Below are 18,857 nucleotides of genomic sequence, written 5' to 3'. Positions count from 1 at the left end.
GTCCATTTTCCCGAGACGGCATCGAATTTTCCATACCTCCACAAGACAATGTCTGGTACGAGAATTGCGTTGATGTAGTTCCATACGTCGTTGCTCGAGGCATCTACTGGCATTATCTCCATTTGTTGATGAACCACGGGTCCCACAGCTCGATCGAACTCGGTGAGACGGCGCCCTCGGACTACAGAGGGATAGCCGAACTCTGATGCGACGTTTACGATCTTTGCCCTCAGCGCGGAAAGGTCATCCGGGGACGCGCGACGGCGAGCCAGGGGGTAGAACTCACCGCTGGCGCCGAAGAAATCGACCTCAGTCGCGATGACATGGAGGGGTTGGGACTTTAGTAGATCCCATCGCAAGGACGCATCGGCTACAGACATGCGTGGGTAGCAGAGTTGTGTGCTCTCGGACATTTCTAGACGCCTCCAACCTTGGCCTGCAGTTGGGCTTCGACTCTTCCGGGATCGTCGTTGTACCGACTCCGAACGTATTCCACTGTTTCCCCAAGAAGGCGGACCACGCCCGAGAGGGCGTGTCCCAAGGAGGCATCGGGGTAGTCCTCCGATAAAGTCAACTCGTCGTGATCCAGAGCTTCCCGGAGCAACTGCCGAGCAAAGTCAATCTTTAGGAACTGCAACCAAACTTCGGATTCGGGTGAGTCTGGATCGTCTAACACTGCTTGGACAGACGGATTCTCGACGTTCATCCAAAGCCAAATAGCTGAGGCGGCAGATGCTTGCAAGTCCTTAGTCATGAGCTTTAGCCACCACAGAGCTTCGCGGCTGTTCTGAAGGTCGTAATCGGAAAAACGAACAGGCAGCATCGGGAGACGAGGCGCCGATCCTTCGAGGACCACACGCCGGTTCAATCGAAGGACTGTGTGTCCAAGCTTGTGTGGAGAAATGGCGCTGGATACAGAGGCCAAGGTCTCGGCGGAAGATATTTGAAACTCCAGACTCAGAGTTCCCGCCAGTTGGTCGGCAGGAAGAGTGACGCTTAGTTGCTGAGAACCGGATTTGACTCTTTGAACGCTCGACGTCTGAACAATGGGTGTGCCTGTGCACCGAGCAATTATTACCGCCCCCAGGGGAGCATCCTCCGGAAGCTGGAGTCGAGACAATGCATCCACGAGGTCTATCTCATACGAGCAAGTCACGTGCACGTCGTCGTAGTAAGTCCATCCTTCGGCAACGTCTTCGCCCGCCTCCAGCACACCATCGCCGATATGAACGGTCCACGAAAGTTGCGGCGCCGCGTCAACGGGCAGGGTAAGGTGACCGTAGCTAACTGCCTGCATACTCCACCTCGTTCAATTGTGCAGAGGCTCGCATAGCCGTGTCCTGCGGCTGGCTGAACACAGCCACGAAAACACGATCAGTGGGCACCGAGACCCTCAAAGACGGGTCCGTATTTAGCCATCCATCCGATTCCCAGCCGAGGAACTCGGGGGTCTGCGCGTCCGCCGGAACGGCTCCTTCATTAGCCCCCGATTCGGTGACAACGTGGGCAGTGACGTTGAGATCGACAAGGTCCCCGTCGCGGCCTCCAACAACACTGAATGAATACCGGACGGCTATGCCTTGGTCCATGTAGAGCAAATCCGGCTCCGCGATCTGCTTGACCCGCGCCTTCCGCTGCCTGCTGCTACCTGGCCGGCTTTCTCTCTCTGGCTGTTGCTCTGCCCCGTTACCCGAGAAGCCGGAAAGCAAACTCCCTAAGGACGCCGATACTTTGGAGGCGCCCTTCGAAGCCACCCCTCCTGACGCCCGGACACCGTCGACGGCCAACGACTTGAACGTATCGCGTATGCGGTCCAACGCAATTTTCACGGGGTTGGCTGAGTTCTTCGACACCGAAGCCCGCTGGTAGACCCAGTCGTCATGCGTGACCGGCTCGGATTTGGCGAACGTCTGATCCATGTCATGAGCTGCGATGAAAACCCCATAAGTGGGTATGCCTTTTGGCTGAGCCGCCACTGGCATGTATTTCACGACCATCCGAGGTGCGCGGAGTAGCGCCACAGTATTTTCAAGCTCAGACGGAGTGGACTCAGGCGAGCCACTTATTCTGTGGACAAGCAGACCCAAAAACTTGTGAGGGCGCTTGCTTTCAATGCGCGTGAACGTTGTCTGCCAGTCCGTGGCATATTCCGGGTTAAGAATTCGTTTCCTACCTTCAAGGTAGGCCAGTGCAAACTCCCGATACTCCTTGGATTCAAGTGGGTCTGGTGCCGGAAGTTCTGTTCCATCCGCAGAAAAGGAGAACAGAATGTTCGCACCTTGGCCTGTGTCGACTGCATGCGGCCATGCCCACTTTAGGGCAGCGGAGGCCATAGCTTGGATTCGGTCCACCCCAGCCTCATAGCCCTCGTTTTCCGGGGCAAGGATCATGATGCTGGTTCCCGTGTTGTCGGACCCCGGCACGGGCATACCCAAGCGAAGGGCCAGGTCACGAGCTGCTTCGCCGACGAGAGGGTCAACGATTGCATCGTCGCCGGGTACACCCCACCAGTTCCTCCCCGTATAGCGCAGTCCACCGTCGTCATAGTCTCCATCCCCACCAGAGACTCCAATAATGCGCGGCTGGATCGCACCCTCGTGGAGTGTCTGTGAATATATGAGACAGATGCCGACCTTGCTGGCTTTGTACAGGACTCCCTTCCCGAGCCCGTATGTACCGCCTTGAAGTCCCTTGGCTGTCGATCTGCCGAGATTGCGTACAAAGTCAACGAAGTCGCGACGTTCGCCCGAACCCGCCAAGTGCCCACGCACTGGGCCTCCTAGGCCCTTCGTTCCGGAATCTGAAATAACCATTACTCGCAGGCGCCGGTCGAAAACATATCGGCTGAGGTCGGTGCATTGGCAGTGCGGTGGTAACTCAGCGAAAACCTCATTGGTAAGCACATCTGTCTGTTCGACAGTCATGTTGTACTCATCGACTGCATACGAGATAGGCCCATTTACGTCCCTCCTCGCGTCCCAGCTGTTCTGCAGGGACTCTCGAAGCACCAAATCCCACAGATCCAGGGAGGTACGTCCGATCGCGTTCTCTGCGGACCGCGCGTCCACCCCGCCGTCAGCCCCATATGGTTGCCGAAATAATGACAGCATTACATCCCTCCGACGGAATGAAACTGCAACCGGGCTACGTCAAGGGGGTAGCTTTCGAGTTGGCCCAAATCAACTGCGTAGCTAAGGTTCGACAGCTTCTCCAACACTTCGGGAGGGCAAACTGTTTCTGCCGTTATGCGAGGAAACGTTGCGCCCACAATGAATGCCTTGTCCATAAGAGGGGAGAAGCGCAGCGAACCATAAAGCTTCGAGTGAGTGTCGCTGTATTTGGCTCCTTCCAACTTGGCAAGAAGATCCAAACGGCCAACACCGAGGGCAATCAAATCCCGAATCTTGTCCGGTACTGAAATCCCCTCTGGGCTCGGTTCCATCTGGAAGGCATGAACGAAAAGTTTGGCATCCTTGGGGGCTAACAGCTGTTTGCCGCCGTGGATGGTGACAACCATGTTGTTGTGGTTTGTAGTGGCCTTCACCTCGATTGAGCAACCAGCCAATACGAAGTCATGACGGTTGCCACTTGGGCCCTGCCATGTTGTGAGGGCTTTGGGGCCATGGGCACGGACCAGTCTCTCTAACACCAAGAGCTCCGCAAGAAGACCTGCCAGCTGAGCGGGTCCGAGGATCCCTGGCGATTCTGTTTCAAAAAGTCGTCGCCATCTGTCCAAAGTCGAGAGTGTCGCCTTCAAGGCACCGTCCGGCTGAAGCTCAATTGCGTCAAGGATCTCGTCGGTCAAGAGGGAAAACTGGCCGTTCAGCTTGTCGTCAGTGCACCGCAGAATCATAAATGGGCTGATGTGATCATTAAATTCAAGCGGCTTGAATTCCAGTGATAACGCCTTGGAATTCCAGTCCACATATCCGACCTCGGAGGTGCTGAGTGGTACAAGTAAGGTCAGCCCACCGAGGGAGTCGACTGCGTGGAAGACAACTCCGTCCGCGCATTGAACACCTGAGTTACGGACACGAAACTTACCTTTTCCAGCCAGCTCGTGTGTAAGAAACTGGAAAACCGAAGTTGAAGTCTCTTTCATACTTGCGAAACTTCCTCGACTTTGGCCCTGGCCTCATCCATCTTGTCTGCTTCGTCGAACTCCCGCTCGGCGTCCTCCAAGTAATCTGTGTCGACTCTTGCTGAGACATAGTCGACAGCTGATTGGGGATTCTGCGAGCGCGGAAACATGAGACTTATCGCGATGACATGGTCTGCCGCTGTGAGGGGCGTGCGACGCCCAGGATTGGTCTGGTGTTCGGCTTGAGCCAGTTCGGGATTGGATAGCTTGGCGATCGGGTAAATGCACAACAGCCCCGTTTTTTGAAGGCCCCTCATCTCTCGTACCTGCAGGAGTTGGGCGTCGGTGATACGGTCTCCGGGTCCCAGACCTAAGGACTTCCGAATGGTATCGATTTCAACTTCCAAGTCGGAGACACGATCCGGCGTGGAAGCCACTGCCTTAAGGTTTGCCGTTCCATTACTGCCGGGAAGATACATCTTCTTGCGACGCATCATTTTGATCGTCGTCCCCAACCCCAGGTCGAGTTCCTCGTCCTTCCCGTTACGAGGCTCCATCAAAACAACGTTCCATCGCTCCAACGCACCGCTGCGTCGTTCCCGTTCGACGTACTTCCGAACTGCCTTTTGATCGATGGAGCGGGCGTCTTCGTGAAGTTGGTAGTCGTCCAGGAACTTCAATACGTGATCGGCAGATACGCCGGTGAAGCCGCGATACCCATTGCCAAAGGATTGGACTTCTAGCTCATCATGCATTGCGTTGGAAACCAGAGCTTTGGTCGCATCAATGTTCTTGCGCAACCATGTCTCATCATCTTCTTTGAACAAAATCGTCTGTACACGGCTTCCCGAGTAACTTACGGAGGCGCTTACGGCTTGCCGCATCTTCGCCGCAGCCGTCACAGACATCTGTGGGTGCGTTCGAATACGCACCGGAAGCTCACGAGGTGTCTTTCCCTCCTTCTCATAAACACTGATCTCCTCCCGGATCTCGGATTCCACCAAGGCCAGCATGAGGAACCAGCTCTGAAGTTCAGACGACATCCAAATGCGAATAAAGTCTTCGTATCCCACTCTGTAGCCAAACCAACGACCCATCTGGAGCAAAGTGTCATAAGCAGATGAGGCTCTTACGAAGTAGCTTGAAGTGAGTCCCTCCAAGGTCAGTCCGCGGGACAGGGTGTTCCCGCCGACGACGATTACCGTTTGAGGTTTGTCCTTGGCGTAGTACAACCTGTCCTCAGAGAGGTAGTTGTCCACGACAATGGTCGTGGCCCTGGCGGTAGTAAGGAGCTCATCCTGAATATCTGCAAACAGGACAGGATCGTGACCAAACATGCTTGCTGGGACTATACCGGTTTCCGATTCCCAGAGTCCTCGAAACTCGGTGAAGGCCGAGCTTGATTCATTTGCCATCGCACTCCGAAGGTCGTCCAAGCAGTCTTCAACAGCTTCAGCGGTACGCATGTGGGCTGCGGCCAGCATGGACGTGTGGATCAGCATTGAAGAGTGCGAAACCTTGCCACTGCGGACACGCCTGGCTGTCGTAGCCAAAAGGAACCACATGATTGCCGTCCGCATGGAATCAGGTACGTCCGGGGCCCAAGCTTCGAGCGCATCACGGCCCTTAGGAGGCCGAACGACGTCAACTTCAAGTTCCGGGATCGAGCGCACGACGTCCAGTCCGTCGTCCGGCTCCTGACCATCTGCAGGAGGCTCTGGGCTGCCGAAAATCCTCTCTGCGCCGAAGTAGTTTTCGGGCTTGGGCAGATCGACTATGAAGTCCTTGGGATAGAGGTCCTTCTCAAAGTTTGGGTCAATGAGAAAGTTCGCGAACGGCGTCGCCGTGTAGGCGATGTAAGCAGCCTTTGGGTTGTCCAAAATCTCGCGAATCAATTTGTTTATTGTCGACTGACGCTTGGTCCCCACATCGATGGATGCTTGATCGGCCTCATCGTCGATTACAAGGATTGGACAACCAGCACGTGTTGCATCCGAAGCGGTGCGGATCCAATCACGGAGACGCCTCAGTCTGGCAGGATTCTTCTTTACCACCGCAATCGAGCGCATGCCTGCAGCTCCGAGCACAGCATCCGAGCCGGTAGTTTCGCAGAAGTCGTGGACGGCAGTCGTTAGAGGATGCCAGGTTGGACCACACGGCTTTATGAGATAGTCGTCGATCCGTTCCTGCGTTTGTGTGCGCAAGTTTTCCGTCGTCCCGGTCAAGACAACGATCAGCCGGTACCCCACATCGGCCGCCTTAGCGATTACCGACATGAAGTTCGTGGTCTTACCGCTTTGAACATACCCAAGGACCAAGCCGCGCGATTCGATGGGCGATTGTCCGGGGGGTTTACTCAGCCCTATGACTCTTGACGATGCTCGATCGATGCCTTCAACCGCTGATTCCGGCAGCTCGCCGTCGAGGATGGTCTTAAGAGTCGGCCAGATCTTATCCTCATCGCGCGGTCCGGAGTACCAAAACCCCGTCCTGGCTTCCGCCTCGACAAGCGCTCCAGGATCCGATATCTCGGCTATCAGTCCCTTCTTCTTTTCATAGAGCGAGCGGGCTTGAAACACCAGTTCGTCCGGTGCATAGCTCAGCGCGTTCTGCGCACCCTCCAAGGTGAAACCACCAGCCACCAGGCCGGCAATTGTGTCCGCCATTTTCGCGACTTCCGCGTCGGAAAAGCCGTTGTCCGCCATCACTGCCCCCATGTTCCATGCCATTCATGGCCAATCTCAAATAAACACCTATTTCAGATGCTAGCTTCATCCCACGACAATTCTTGTCCGTCGCGCTTTCCATGACCTCGGAGGCGTGTCTGAATGGCTAGAGGCACCCCGACGGCGGGTGGCTCAGTTGAGTGTCGGACCCGCCCCGTAAGCTGGGGGCATGGCAAGCAATTGGGACAGCCTGGACCAGGCTCAGCGCGACGCAGTGGATGCGAATGTGGCGCTCTATGAGCGTGTTCGCCCCGCCCTGAAGCGGGTCACGCGCGATGTGCTGCTCACTTTGCGTGACATGTTGAACGACGCAGAGGTCACCCCTTTGTTTGTCACGGGACGGACCAAAACGGTCGAGTCGTTCCGCGAAAAGATTTCCCGTACGGATGATCCCTTGGAGCCGGGTGGGCCGCGTGTGCTCAAGTTTCCGGACCCGTTCCGCACCTTGAACGACATGGTGGGCATCCGCGTCATCACCAAGCTACCCGCGGAAAACGCAGCGGTGGCCAACATCATCAAGCGCCAGCGGCAACTCTTCGACTGCCGTGGCGACCGCGAGAAGGACATTGGTTCCATTGAGTCAGGAACCTATGGATATTCCAGCCGGCACCTCATTCTGCGCACCATCCAGAACGAGGCCGTGAAGGAATACCAGCACGTCTTCAACCCGGAGATGCCTGCCAATGGCAGCTATTTCTTCGAGTGCCAGATTCGTACCGTGTTTGCGCACGCCTGGAGCGAGATCGAGCACGATATTCGTTTTAAGGCGGAAGACCCGCGGGCCTGGACGCCGCATTTCGACCGCCAGTTCACGGCCACCGCGGCCATGTTGGAAACCGTGGAGAGCGCCTTCGCCGATCTTCACGAACGCTACGAGGAAGTCCGCGGCTACTGGGATCTCGAGGGCGATGGCGGCATGCCGTTGACACCCAACCGTGTCCGGGACGTCTGGCGTACGCTTCTGCCGCACGTTGACCGTAAAGTTGATGACGACTGGGGATGGGCTGCCGAACTGCTCGCCGCCCACGGACTCACCAAGACCGTGGAGCTTGCGGGTCTGCTGAGCGCCAACCGCATCACCGAGGTCCGCAAGGCCTTGGACCACCGCTACTCCCCCGGTCCGGACCGCCTCTTGGATGACCTCCTGCTGTGGCAGTACGGAACCGAACACATTGATCTCACCGCTGAGGCGCCCGACGTCGTCCCGCACCCGCGGCGCGACAGCCTCCAGCGGCGCCTTAAGCAGATTGAGCGCTACCGACAGACTGCGCCCTAGGACAACTGCACCTGTAAGGACCCATGACTCCCGAGCAACTCATGTCACTACGGGCGACCTTCCGCTCGCCCCGCCGCCTGCTGACCGAATCCCTTGCGGGACTCGTGGTGGCTTTGGCTTTGATCCCCGAGGCGATCGCGTTCTCGGTGATCGCCGGGGTGGATCCGCGCATCGGCCTCTTCGCGTCCTTCACCATGGGCGTGGTCACTGCCATTGTGGGCGGGCGGCCGGCCATGATTTCCGCGGCCACCGGTGCCGTGGCCTTGGTAATCGCACCGGTGATGAAAGAACACGGGCTGGATTATCTGATTGCCACGATCATCCTGGCGGGTGTTTTCCAGATCGTCCTGGCAGTCCTGGGCGTCACCAAGCTGATGCGTTTCATCCCGAGGTCCGTCATGATCGGCTTCGTGAACGCCTTGGCCATCCTGGTATTTATGTCCCAGATGCCCGAGCTCTTCAACGTGCCGTGGATGGTCTATCCGATTGTCATTGTGGGCTTGGTGATCGTGTTCGGGCTGCCCCGCATCACCACGGCCATTCCTGCACCGTTGGTGGCAATCGTGGCCATCACCCTGGTTACCGTGCTCGGAAATATCGATGTTCCGACAGTCAGCGACAAGGGAGAACTCCCCGACAGCCTGCCCGGATTCTTCCTGCCGAACGTTCCCCTGAACCTGGAGACGTTCCAGATCATTGCGCCCTTCGCCCTGTCCATGGCGCTGGTGGGCCTGCTCGAGTCGCTGATGACAGCCAAGCTGGTGGACGACATCACGGACACACGTTCCAACAAGACGCGCGTTTCCTGGGGCCAGGGTGCCGCGAACATTGTCACGGGCTTCCTTGGTGGTCTGGGTGGTTGCGCAGTAATCGGCCAAACCATGATCAACGTCAAGGGCTCAGGGGCTCGCAGCCGGCTCTCCACGTTCCTGGCCGGCGTGTTCCTGCTGGTGCTGGTGGTGGTCCTGGGCGATGTTGTGGGCCAGATCCCCATGGCCGCTCTCGTGGCCGTGATGATCTTCGTATCGCTGATCACCTTCGACTGGCACTCAGTCCGCATCTCAACGCTCAAGCGCCTGCCGAAGTCCGAGACCGCGGTCATGCTCATCACTGTTGCCGCCGTGGTGGCGACGCACAACCTCGCGGTGGGCGTCGGCGTCGGCGTCTTGACCGCCATGGTGCTGTTTGCTCGCCGGGTGGCCCACTTCGCAACTGTGGAGCGGACGGAACTCGAGCTCAACGGCGAAGTTGTCGCGACGTACACAGTGGACGGTGAACTGTTCTTTGCTTCATCGAATGACCTGTACACCCAGTTCGATTACGCGAAAGATTCCTCAGAAAGCATAGATCGAGTGATCATCGATCTGCATGGCTCGCACATCTGGGATGCCTCCACGGTGGCAGTGCTGGATTCCGTGACCGAGAAGTACCGGAATCACGGCCGTGAGGTGGAGTTCATAGGACTCAACGAGGCCAGTATTCGTATGCGCGAACGGCTAGCCGGCAAGCTCAACTCCTAACCCAAGTAGGTCGCAGTTAAGGCCGTTTTGAGCGCTCAAAACGGCCTTAACTGCGACCTACTTGGGTACAAACAGCGGTCATCTGACATATACGCTCCCCTGCAAGTAAAGAATTAGTGGCGGCCACCGTGCGGGTGTGAGCATGGATGAATGCTTGAGGCAACCAATTCACCAGCGAAAACCCAAGAACCCACTGCGCCCGTCAATGCAGCGCTTGCAGCTGAAGCCAAGATTGCGCGTATCGCGGTCACAGTGTTCCCGCTGTTGGTGGTGGTTGCAGGCATCCTGGGGTTCCTCATCCCGGACCTCTTCAAACCGATGGGCGTCGCGGTTCCCTACCTGCTTGGCGTCATTATGTTCTGTATGGGCCTCACGCTGACCCCGCCGGACTTCGCTTCGGTGGCCCGGCGTCCGTGGGCTGTGGCCCTCGGCATCGTGGCGCATTATGTGATCATGCCCGGCGCTGGATGGCTCATTGCCGTGCTCCTGCAGTTGCCTCCCGAGCTGGCCGTTGGCCTGATTCTGGTCGGCTGCGCGCCCTCCGGCACCGCTTCGAACGTCATGGCATTCCTGGCCAAGGGCGACGTTGCTCTGTCTGTAGCTGTTGCCTCGGTCTCCACATTGATCGCGCCGATCGTGACCCCAGCGCTGACTCTCTTCCTGGCCGGGTCCTTCCTGCACATCGATGCCGGCGCCATGGTGTTGGACATCGTGAAGACTGTCCTGCTGCCGGTGATCGCGGGGCTTGTGGCCCGGCTCTTTCTTTCGAAGCTCGTCGCAAAGGTACTCCCGGCACTTCCGTGGGCGTCCGCCGTCGTGATTTCACTGATCGTGGCGATCGTCGTGGCCGGTAGCGCCAGCAAGATCGTTGCCGCAGGCGCGATCGTGTTCCTGGCGGTAGTCCTCCACAACGGTTTCGGACTGGGCCTCGGGTACTTGGCAGGCAAGCTCGGCCGTCTGGACGACAAAGCACGCCGCGCCTTGGCGTTCGAGGTGGGAATGCAAAACTCCGGCCTGGCCGCGACGTTGGCCACCGCACACTTCAGCCCCCTGGCAGCGCTGCCGTCGGCCGTGTTCTCGCTGTGGCACAACATCTCGGGTGCGATCGTGGCCGCTTGGCTGGCACGGCGTCCCCTGAAGGACTAGCTAGCCCTCCGTCGTGCCGCGGCGGTGCAACTTCCACGGTGACGCAACCCGGATGCCCTCGGCCGGTGTGGTTCCCGCCAACCGGTCCAGCAACATCCGGACAACCTGCTCGAAGATCGGGTCCGGCCCTACGGTAGTCAGCGGCGGATCGTAGTCCTGGCCCTCGGTGGAATTCCCGACGCCGACGATCTGGACGTCCTCGGGAACGCGGAGGCCAAGGCGGTAGGCGGCACGGATCGTCTGCAGCGCTTCCATGTCGTCGGTGCAGAGGATGGCCGTGGGTCGGTCCGGGAGTTGGAGCAATTCCAGGGCGGACTGATAGGCAGTGGCCGGGCGGTGATGTGAGGTCCTGACCAAGGACGCGTCCAAGGGAATGCCCGCCTTCTCCAGCCCGGCTGCGTAGGCGGCAAAGCGGCTCTTGGGTCGCCCAGCCGGGTCAGCTCTCCGGATGCAGGCAATTCTGCGGTGCGACGCCGTGAGGAATTCCATGCAGTCCGCGAGCCCGGAATCGGTCTCGGGGGCAAGGACATCGAACCCAGCAGGCTTCATGGTGCCTGAGATGACTACTTGGGCAACGCCGCGGCGGGCCAATTCAGTGACTGCTTCGTCCTCGGACCTTGCTTCAGGGAAGTAGCCAATGATGACGCCGTCGGCGCCCCCGGACATCATGAACTTCCGCCAGTCGTCGCCCAGCAGGATCACCGGTTGATAACCGTGCTGCGGCAGGATGTCGGCAGCGGCAGTGGCGAGTGCGCGATCCCAAGGCCATTCAAGGTTTCCGATTGCCACGGCAACCACGTCCGTTTTGCCGCGTCGCATTCCCCGCGCGGCTTGATTGGGCACGTAACCCAGTTCCTTGACCGCTGCCAGAACCCGGTCCTGCGTGGGCTGGCTGATCCGGGTGGTGCCGCCATGACGGCCGGAAAGCACATAGGAGACAGTGGTCAGTGATACGTCCGCCGCCATCGCAACATCCCGGATGGTGGGTTTGGATCCCTTACTCACGTTGCGACTCCTGGTAGACAGCGGATTTCTTGAACTCTATCCGCAACCGCGGTGGACTCCCCTTGACGCAATTAGTTGTGAACGTTAACAATTGCGGGAGTCTACAAATACAAGTGGGAGATCATTCAATGAAGAACTGGGCAGGAAATCTTGAGTATTCGTCTGCGGACGTCCAGCGGCCCACCACTGTGGACCAGCTGCGCGAGCTTGTAGCCCAGGCGACACGGATCAAGGCCCTGGGTTCCCGGCACTCCTTCAACACGGTGGCCGACACCGACGGTACCCACCTCCTGCTCGATGCCCTCCCCCAGGAAGTTGTGTTGGACGCCGCGAAGGGCACCGTCAAAGTCAGCGGTGGCATCAGCTACGGAGCCCTCGGCCGCGCGCTTGAGGAACAGGGCTACGCCATCCACAACCTCGCCTCCCTCCCACACATCTCCGTCGCGGGTGCCATCCAAACCGGCACGCACGGCAGTGGAGTCAACAACCCGTCCCTGGCTGCCGCCGTCGTTAGTGTTGACCTGGTGCGCGCCTCCGGCGAGCTGGTCACCCTCACGGCGGACGACGACGAATTTCTCGCCAGCGTGGTGGGAATGGGCGCACTTGGCATTGTCACAGGGCTGGAGCTCGCTGTCCGGCCGAGCTATGAGGTACGACAGCGCGTGCTCACCAACTTGTCCTGGGAGGGCGCACTGGCGAACTTCCAGGCCATCGCTTCGAGTGCTTACAGTGTCAGCTTCTTCACCGATTACACCGGCGACACCATTCCCCAGGTTTGGCTCAAGGCACTGGACACGGAAGCTCCGCTGCCTGACCTTTTTGGGGCAACCGCTGCAACGGCTGCCATGCATCCCTTGCCGGACATGTCCGCGGAGAACTGCACCGAGCAGCTGGATGTGGCCGGCAAGTGGCTTGACCGTTTGCCGCACTTCCGCCACGAATTCACGCCCAGCAACGGCGAGGAGCTGCAAAGCGAGTTCCTCTTGCCGCTGGAACAGGCGCCGGCCGCGCTGCAGGCTGTCCGGGGACTGGCCGACAAGCTCGCACCTCTCCTGTTCGTCTCCGAAATCCGCACCGTGGCCGCTGATGAGTTCTGGATTAGCCCCTTCTACCAGCAGCAAAGCGTGGCACTCCACTTCACGTGGAAGCCGCTGCAGGCCGAGGTAGAAGCGGTGCTCCCGGAGCTCGAGGAGGCCCTCCGTCCGTTCGGTGCGCGCCCGCACTGGGGCAAACTGTTCACGCCCAGTCAGTACGACTTCGCTTTTCTCTATCCGCGGTTCGAGGATTTCCGAGCTTTGGTTCAGGCCAATGACCCAAATGGGAAGTTCCGCAATGAGCTGCTGGACAGCGTGCTGGGAATCTCCGCGGCGACGCACGCCTAGCGCTACTCGATGTGAGCCAGCACGGCGCCGGCAGTGACAACACCGCCGGGCTCTGACAACACCTCGGTGAGAGTGCCTGAACGGTGTGCCGAGACCTGGGTCTCCATCTTCATGGCCTCCAGTACCACCAAAGGATCCCCGGCTGCTACGTCAGTGCCGGGTTCCACCAGCCACTTCACTACGGTCCCGGCCATGCTGGAGACGAGGGCGGATTCTGCGGGAGAGTCGCCGGTGCCTGAGCCGGAACCCGGCGCATCGGTCGGAGTCGTAAAAGCAGGAATGCCCTGCCCCGAACGCGCCCAGCCGTCCAGGAGGTCCGCGGGAAGTCCCACGGCGAGCCGCTTGCCGTCCACGTCAACGGTGATGGTGCGTCGCTCCCCTTCCGGGGCGACCACGTTGTATTCGGGGTCCACAGGGATCTGGTCTGCGAAGTCCGTCTCGATCCACCGGGTGTGAACCCGCATTCCGGCAACGGAGGTGAAATCTTCGGACTCGAGGACCGCGCGGTGGAACGGCAGGACCGTCGCGAGCCCCCTGATATTGATTTCGGCCAGGGCACGCCGCGAGCGGCGAAGGGCCTGCTGCCGGTCAGCGCCAGTGACGATCAGCTTGGCCAACAAAGAATCGAATTGCGGCGCGACAAACGAGCCCGAACGAACTCCGGTGTCTACGCGGATTCCCGGGCCTGTTGGCACCTCAAAGAGTTCCACTGTCCCCGGGGAGGGCAGGAAGCCGCGGCCCACGTCCTCGGCATTGATGCGGAACTCGAAGGAGTGTCCTCGGGCGACGGGATCTTCCGTAATGCTCAGTGGCAAGCCTGCAGCAATTCGGAACTGCTCTTGGACGAGGTCGATCCCTGCAGTTTCCTCAGTGATGGGGTGCTCGACCTGAAGGCGGGTGTTGACCTCAAGGAAGGCCACGGCTCCGTCAGCGGAGACCAGGAACTCCACGGTTCCGGCACCGTAATAGCCGGCTTCACGCACGATTGCTTTCGCACCGTCGTAAATTTGCTGGCGTTGCGTGTCACTGAGGAAGGGTGCGGGAGCCTCTTCCACGAGCTTCTGGTGGCGACGTTGGAGGGAGCAGTCGCGGGTGCCGACCACAACAACGTTGCCGAGCTTGTCCGCGATGATCTGAGCTTCCACATGCCGAGGCCGGTCAAGGTACTGCTCCACGAAGCACTCGCCACGACCAAAGGCAGCCACTGCTTCCCGGACTGCAGAATCGAAGGCCTCTTCCACTTCGGCGAGCTCCCGAACCACCTTCAAACCACGGCCGCCGCCGCCGAAAGCAGCCTTGATGGCAAGTGGAAGTCCATGTTCCTCCGCGAAGGCCCGGGCTTCCGCAGCCGAGGACACTGGTCCGTCGCTGCCGGCAACCAACGGAGCACCTGCGCGGACAGCGATTTCGCGGGCCGTGATCTTGTTACCCAACTGGCGGATCGATTCCGGTGAGGGACCGATCCACTCAAGTCCGGCGTCGAGCACTGCTTGTGCAAAGTCCGCGTTCTCGGAAAGGAAACCGTACCCGGGGTGGACGGCGTCTGCGCCGGACTCCGCGGCAACGGCAAGCAGCTTCGCGATGTTCAAATAGGTGTCAGCCGGCGAATTTCCGCCCAGGCTGAAGGCTTCGTCGGCAGCACCAACGTGCATGGCATCGGCATCGATGTCTGCGTAAACGGCGACTGAGAGGATGCCGGCGTCGTCACAGGCTCGGGCGACGCGGACAGCGATTTCGCCGCGGTTCGCGATCAGGACCTTGCGCATCAAATACTCACTTCTCTGGGGTCTTCGTAAAAGGCGTGATGAACTCTGGGGAATCCGGGACGAGCCGGAAGCGGATCTTTCCGCCAATGGGGACCTGCGCGGCGAGATCAAGGTGCTCGTCGCGCACCACGCCGATCACTGGGTATCCGCCGGTGATGGGGTGGTCCGCCAGGAAGAGCACGGGGAGTCCCGCGGGTGGGATCTGGAGAGCTCCCGCCATGGTGCCCTCGCTGGGAAGCTCACCCTGGCGGGTTCGCTTCAGCGGCGTGCCATGCAGTCGCATGCCCACACGGTTGGACTGCGGAGTGACCAGCCATTCCTGGTTGCAGAGGGAATCCAGGGCTTCCTGGTCGAACCAGTCGGCACGCGGCCCGGGAACGACGTCCAGCACAGTGACTCCGTCCCCCGGGAATTCAGGTTGCAACTCAGGACTGCCAACAGCCGTGGATGCCGTAGCGCCGCCCACGGCCAGGACCTGACTGGCGACCACGGGTGCCGGCCCGATGCCGGACATCGTGTCCGCCGAGCGACTGCCCAGCACCTCAGGAACGTCCACGCCGCCGCGGATCGCCACATAATTCCGGAATCCCGACTCCGGAGCGCCCAAGGTGAGTACTTCGCCGTCGAGCAATGCGAAGGGTGCGGCCATCGGGGCGGATCGCTTCGCACCCGGCTGGACGTCGTCGTCGGCCCCGTCACCGGGCTCAAACCACGACGGCGACTCGATAGTCAGCGTGGTCGGCGCACCTGTCACAGCAATCACCTGGTCGCCAACAGCTTCCACCGTGAGCCCGCCACTTACGGATTCGATTGCTGCGGCAGACGAAGCGTTACCGACAAGCCGGTTGGCCCGCCGCAACGATGCCCTGTCCAGCGCACCGGCAGCGGACACCCCCAGTGGACCGTAGCCTCGGCGCCCGAGATCTTGGATCAGGCTCTGCGCACCCGGATTGAGAATCCGAAGACCGGACTCAACGTGATGCTCCTTTTCGGGTTCACGCGCCGGGGCGTCACCGCTCGATGGTGCTTTAGCTGTGACCACTTCGCGGACGGCCCGGTACTGCACGCGATCGCCAGGACGAACCAATGCAGGTTGGGAACGGTCCAGATCCCACATCCGGGCCCCTGTCCGGCCGATCAGCTGCCAACCTCCCGGAGAACGGCGTGGGTAGACGGCGGAGTATTGTCCACCGAGAGCCACGGATCCGGCGGGCACCGCCGTGCGCGGTGAAGAGCGGCGGGGAACCGTGAGGGCCTCATTTTCACCCACCATGTAGCCAAAACCGGGTGCGAAGCCAGCAAAGGCCACTGTCCAGATTTGTCCCGTGTGCGCGGCTATGACGCCGTCCACGCTCAGCCCGGTGAGCTCCGCAACATCGGCGAGGTCGTCGCCGTCGTACACGGTATCGATGACCACAAGACCAGAGTCGCTGGCGATCAGCGGAGCAAGCTCCAACTCCAGGAGCCGCGCGCCAATGGCACGGGTTGCAGCCGCCGACTCGCCGACCACCATGACAGTTTCCGCGGCGGCCAGAACGTCCACTTGGCCGGGAAGCGGGGACTTGTAGAGCATGTCCTGAAGGGCAAGGACATCCTGCAGGCTGTTCAGTTCGGCCAGGACGGCACGGGTGCCGACGGGCCTGACAGAGCGAACCCTTTTCGCGGTGGCGGTTTGCATCACGGTTTCCATCTTTCGCTACGCCGCCGGCTGAGCGTGCGTCCCCTGCACCAAACGGACATCTTCTTCCGGCTTGGGGTCACGGCCGAGGAGCATGCCCACGATCGTGACAACAGCTGCGACGAGGATGTATACGGCGATCAGGTACCAGCCGCCGCCAGCGGCACCGTAGAGCGCTGTGAAGATGATGGGAGCAACGGCTCCACCGATCACACCAGCCAGGGTGTATGCCAAGGAACTGCCGGCGTAGCGAAGGCGGGCCGGGAACTGCTCGGTGATGAATGCGGCCTGCGGGCCATACATGAAGGCGTGGAGTGCCAGGCCAATGACGGTACCGATGGTCAGCATGGCTACGGACTTGCCCTGAATCATCAGGAAGAACAGCGGGATATAGGCGGCGGTAGCTGCTGCCGCGATGCCGTAGACCCAGCGACGGTTGAAGCGGTCCGTCAGTGCACCTGCCGCCGGGATCAGGAACAGCTGGAAAGCCGAGCCGATCAGGATGGCGGACAGCACGTTGCCGGTGGTCATGCCCAGTTCTTTGGTGGCATAAACAGCGACGAACACCGTGAACAGGGCGTAAAGGATATCCGGGCAAACACGTGAGAGCGCTGCTGCCACCAAGGCCTTGGGCTGGGTGGTGAAGACTTCCTTGATGGGAGCCTTGGGACGATCTCCGTGGGCCTGGATGGCCTTGAAGACCGGCGTTTCCTCAAGCTTGAGTCGGATGATCAAGCCGAAGACCACCAAGAGTGCAGAGGCCAGGAAGGCTACGCGCCAGCCCCAGGAGAGGAAGGCCTCTTCGCTGAGGGAAGCGGCAAGAATGGCAAGAACGCCGTTGGCCATGAGGTTGCCGGCGGGCGGGCCGATCTGGGCCGCGGAGGACCAGAATCCGCGCTTGTTGGGGTCACCGAATTCGCTGGAAAGCAGCACTGCGCCGCCCCATTCGCCGCCAACGCCAATGCCCTGCGCCAAACGCAGCAGCACAAGGATGGTGGGTGCTGCGACTCCAATCACTGAGTAGTCAGGCAGTGCACCGATGAGGACCGTAGCCACGCCGATCAGGACGAGGGTGAAGACCAGAACGTATTTACGGCCGATCTTGTCGCCCAGGCGGCCGAAGATGACGCCACCAATCGGTCGGGCCAGGTATCCAACCGCGAAGGCCGAGAAGGACAGCAGCAACGCGACGAATTCGTCATTGCCCGGGAAGAAGATCTTGGGGAACACGAGGGCCGAGGCCACCGAGTAAATAGCGAAGTCGTAGTACTCAAGCGACGTGCCGGTGAGGCTGGCGACGTACGCCTTGATGGCACCGGGCGGCGGCTTCCTTGTCGCTGCCTTGGGTGCATTGTTGGTGCTGGTCATGATGTCCTCCGGGGGGATGAGGGATGGTGCGGGGAGCCCATGTGGGCTAGAGGAACGAGCCGACTCCGACGCCGGCATCGCTCAGAGCAGACTTCACAGCGGTGGCCATCGCGACGGCACCGGGTGAGTCACCATGCACGCAGATACTCTCTGCGCGGATTTTTAGGAGGGAACCGTCGATGGTTCTGACGGCTTGTTCAGTGGCCATTCGCAGGACGTGCTCTGCTACTTCGGCTGGATCGTGCAACACGGCCCCGGTTTGGGAGCGCGAGACGAGCGTTCCGTCCGGGTTGTAAGCGCGGTCCGCGAATGCTTCGGAAACGCCCCGAAGGCCTGCTTCCTCCGCGAGGCGCAGGACTTCGGAACCGGGAAGGCCAAGAATCGGAAGGTTGGGGTCAACCGATTTCACGGCCTCCACCACAGCGCGGGCCTGGGCAGTGTGCTTGACGATCGCGTTGTAAAGGCCGCCATGCGGTTTCACGTACTGAACGCTGGCTCCCGTGGTGGCCGCCAACGCCTGCAGCGCGCCAATCTGATAAACCACGTCATCAGCCAGTTCCATGGGGTCGATGTCCATGAAGCGGCGGCCGAATCCAGCGAGGTCGCGGTAGCCGACATGGGCGCCAATAACGACGCCGGCCTTGGCCGCCTTTTCGCAGGTGCTGCGGATGACGCTGGGGTCGCCAGCATGGAATCCGCACGCAACGTTGGCACTGGAGACGGACTCGAACATGGCTTCGTCATCGCCGAGTGTCCAGCGCCCGAAGGACTCGCCGACGTCGCTGTTCAAATCGATGATTGCCATGATGTGATCCCTGCCTCGTGATGTGCGTTACATCCAGCATGCACCATTTCGCCGGATTGTTCAACGATCCAGCGATCCTGCTTTTCGGCAATCGTGTATTTTTG

14 protein-coding genes are annotated in these 18,857 nt (G+C 60.1%); 4 read left to right on the top strand and 10 right to left on the bottom strand.

Annotated features, from left to right (window positions below; genetic code table 11):
• The 5 genes from AC6CH8_RS11195 to AC6CH8_RS11175 form a co-directional block, all read right to left on the bottom strand.
• A partial coding sequence (locus AC6CH8_RS11195; protein WP_498190539.1) for a DUF6339 family protein occupies nt 1–413 on the bottom strand: 413 nt, incomplete at its 3' end.
• Nucleotides 414–415: 2 nt separating this feature from the next.
• Entirely contained in the window at nt 416–1,297 is an 882-nt protein-coding gene (locus tag AC6CH8_RS11190) for a hypothetical protein (protein ID WP_498190538.1), read from the bottom strand.
• Nucleotides 1,284–2,771 (bottom strand): hypothetical protein, encoded by a 1,488-nt coding sequence (locus AC6CH8_RS11185; RefSeq protein WP_498190536.1) that lies wholly within the window; start codon nt 2,769–2,771, stop codon nt 1,284–1,286. Before AC6CH8_RS11185 ends, AC6CH8_RS11190 begins: the two co-directional genes overlap by 14 nt.
• 338 nt (nt 2,772–3,109) lie before the next feature.
• Nucleotides 3,110–4,102 (bottom strand): PD-(D/E)XK motif protein, encoded by a 993-nt coding sequence (locus AC6CH8_RS11180; RefSeq protein ID WP_498190534.1) that lies wholly within the window; start codon nt 4,100–4,102, stop codon nt 3,110–3,112.
• Nucleotides 4,099–6,810: a Z1 domain-containing protein gene (locus AC6CH8_RS11175; RefSeq protein ID WP_498190532.1), complete on the bottom strand. Its 2,712-nt coding sequence runs from the start codon at nt 6,808–6,810 to the stop codon at nt 4,099–4,101. Before AC6CH8_RS11175 ends, AC6CH8_RS11180 begins: the two co-directional genes overlap by 4 nt.
• Before the next feature lie 166 nt (nt 6,811–6,976).
• On the opposite strand from AC6CH8_RS11175, the gene AC6CH8_RS11170 reads away from it, so the two are divergent.
• The 3 genes from AC6CH8_RS11170 to AC6CH8_RS11160 all read left to right on the top strand — a co-directional run bounded on the left by AC6CH8_RS11170 (nt 6,977) and on the right by AC6CH8_RS11160 (nt 10,749).
• Complete coding sequence (locus AC6CH8_RS11170) at nt 6,977–8,083, top strand: GTP pyrophosphokinase (protein WP_091464366.1); 1,107 nt, start codon at nt 6,977–6,979, stop codon at nt 8,081–8,083.
• Between the two features lie 23 nt (nt 8,084–8,106).
• Complete coding sequence (locus AC6CH8_RS11165) at nt 8,107–9,603, top strand: SulP family inorganic anion transporter (RefSeq protein ID WP_498190530.1); 1,497 nt, start codon at nt 8,107–8,109, stop codon at nt 9,601–9,603.
• A gap of 150 nt (nt 9,604–9,753) precedes the next feature.
• On the top strand, nt 9,754–10,749 hold the full coding sequence (locus tag AC6CH8_RS11160; RefSeq protein WP_498190528.1) for a bile acid:sodium symporter family protein: 996 nt from the start codon (nt 9,754–9,756) through the stop codon (nt 10,747–10,749).
• Here AC6CH8_RS11160 and AC6CH8_RS11155 read toward each other — a convergent pair whose 3' ends face one another.
• Entirely contained in the window at nt 10,750–11,754 is a 1,005-nt protein-coding gene (locus tag AC6CH8_RS11155) for a LacI family DNA-binding transcriptional regulator (RefSeq protein ID WP_498190527.1), read from the bottom strand.
• Between the two features lie 128 nt (nt 11,755–11,882).
• On the opposite strand from AC6CH8_RS11155, the gene AC6CH8_RS11150 reads away from it, so the two are divergent.
• Nucleotides 11,883–13,136 (top strand): D-arabinono-1,4-lactone oxidase, encoded by a 1,254-nt coding sequence (locus tag AC6CH8_RS11150; RefSeq protein WP_498190525.1) that lies wholly within the window; start codon nt 11,883–11,885, stop codon nt 13,134–13,136.
• A gap of 2 nt (nt 13,137–13,138) precedes the next feature.
• On the opposite strand, the gene AC6CH8_RS11145 is transcribed toward AC6CH8_RS11150, so the two are convergent.
• Genes AC6CH8_RS11145 through AC6CH8_RS11130 form a run of 4 tightly spaced genes read right to left on the bottom strand, consistent with a single transcriptional unit; the run spans nt 13,139 to nt 18,753 of the window.
• A complete protein-coding gene (locus AC6CH8_RS11145) occupies nt 13,139–14,902 on the bottom strand; it encodes an acetyl/propionyl/methylcrotonyl-CoA carboxylase subunit alpha (protein ID WP_498190523.1) in 1,764 nt (587 codons plus the stop codon).
• 7 nt (nt 14,903–14,909) lie between these two features.
• On the bottom strand, nt 14,910–16,592 hold the full coding sequence (locus tag AC6CH8_RS11140) for a 5-oxoprolinase subunit B/C family protein (protein WP_498190521.1): 1,683 nt from the start codon (nt 16,590–16,592) through the stop codon (nt 14,910–14,912).
• A gap of 6 nt (nt 16,593–16,598) precedes the next feature.
• Entirely contained in the window at nt 16,599–17,948 is a 1,350-nt protein-coding gene (locus tag AC6CH8_RS11135; RefSeq protein ID WP_364308615.1) for an MFS transporter, read from the bottom strand.
• A 46-nt stretch (nt 17,949–17,994) separates the two neighbouring features.
• A complete protein-coding gene (locus tag AC6CH8_RS11130) occupies nt 17,995–18,753 on the bottom strand; it encodes a LamB/YcsF family protein (RefSeq protein ID WP_498190518.1) in 759 nt (252 codons plus the stop codon).
• Between the last annotated feature and the right edge of the window lie 104 nt (nt 18,754–18,857).

Source organism: Paenarthrobacter sp. GQ52 (assembly GCF_059759005.1).
This window is presented reverse-complemented; position numbering and strand designations above follow the sequence as displayed.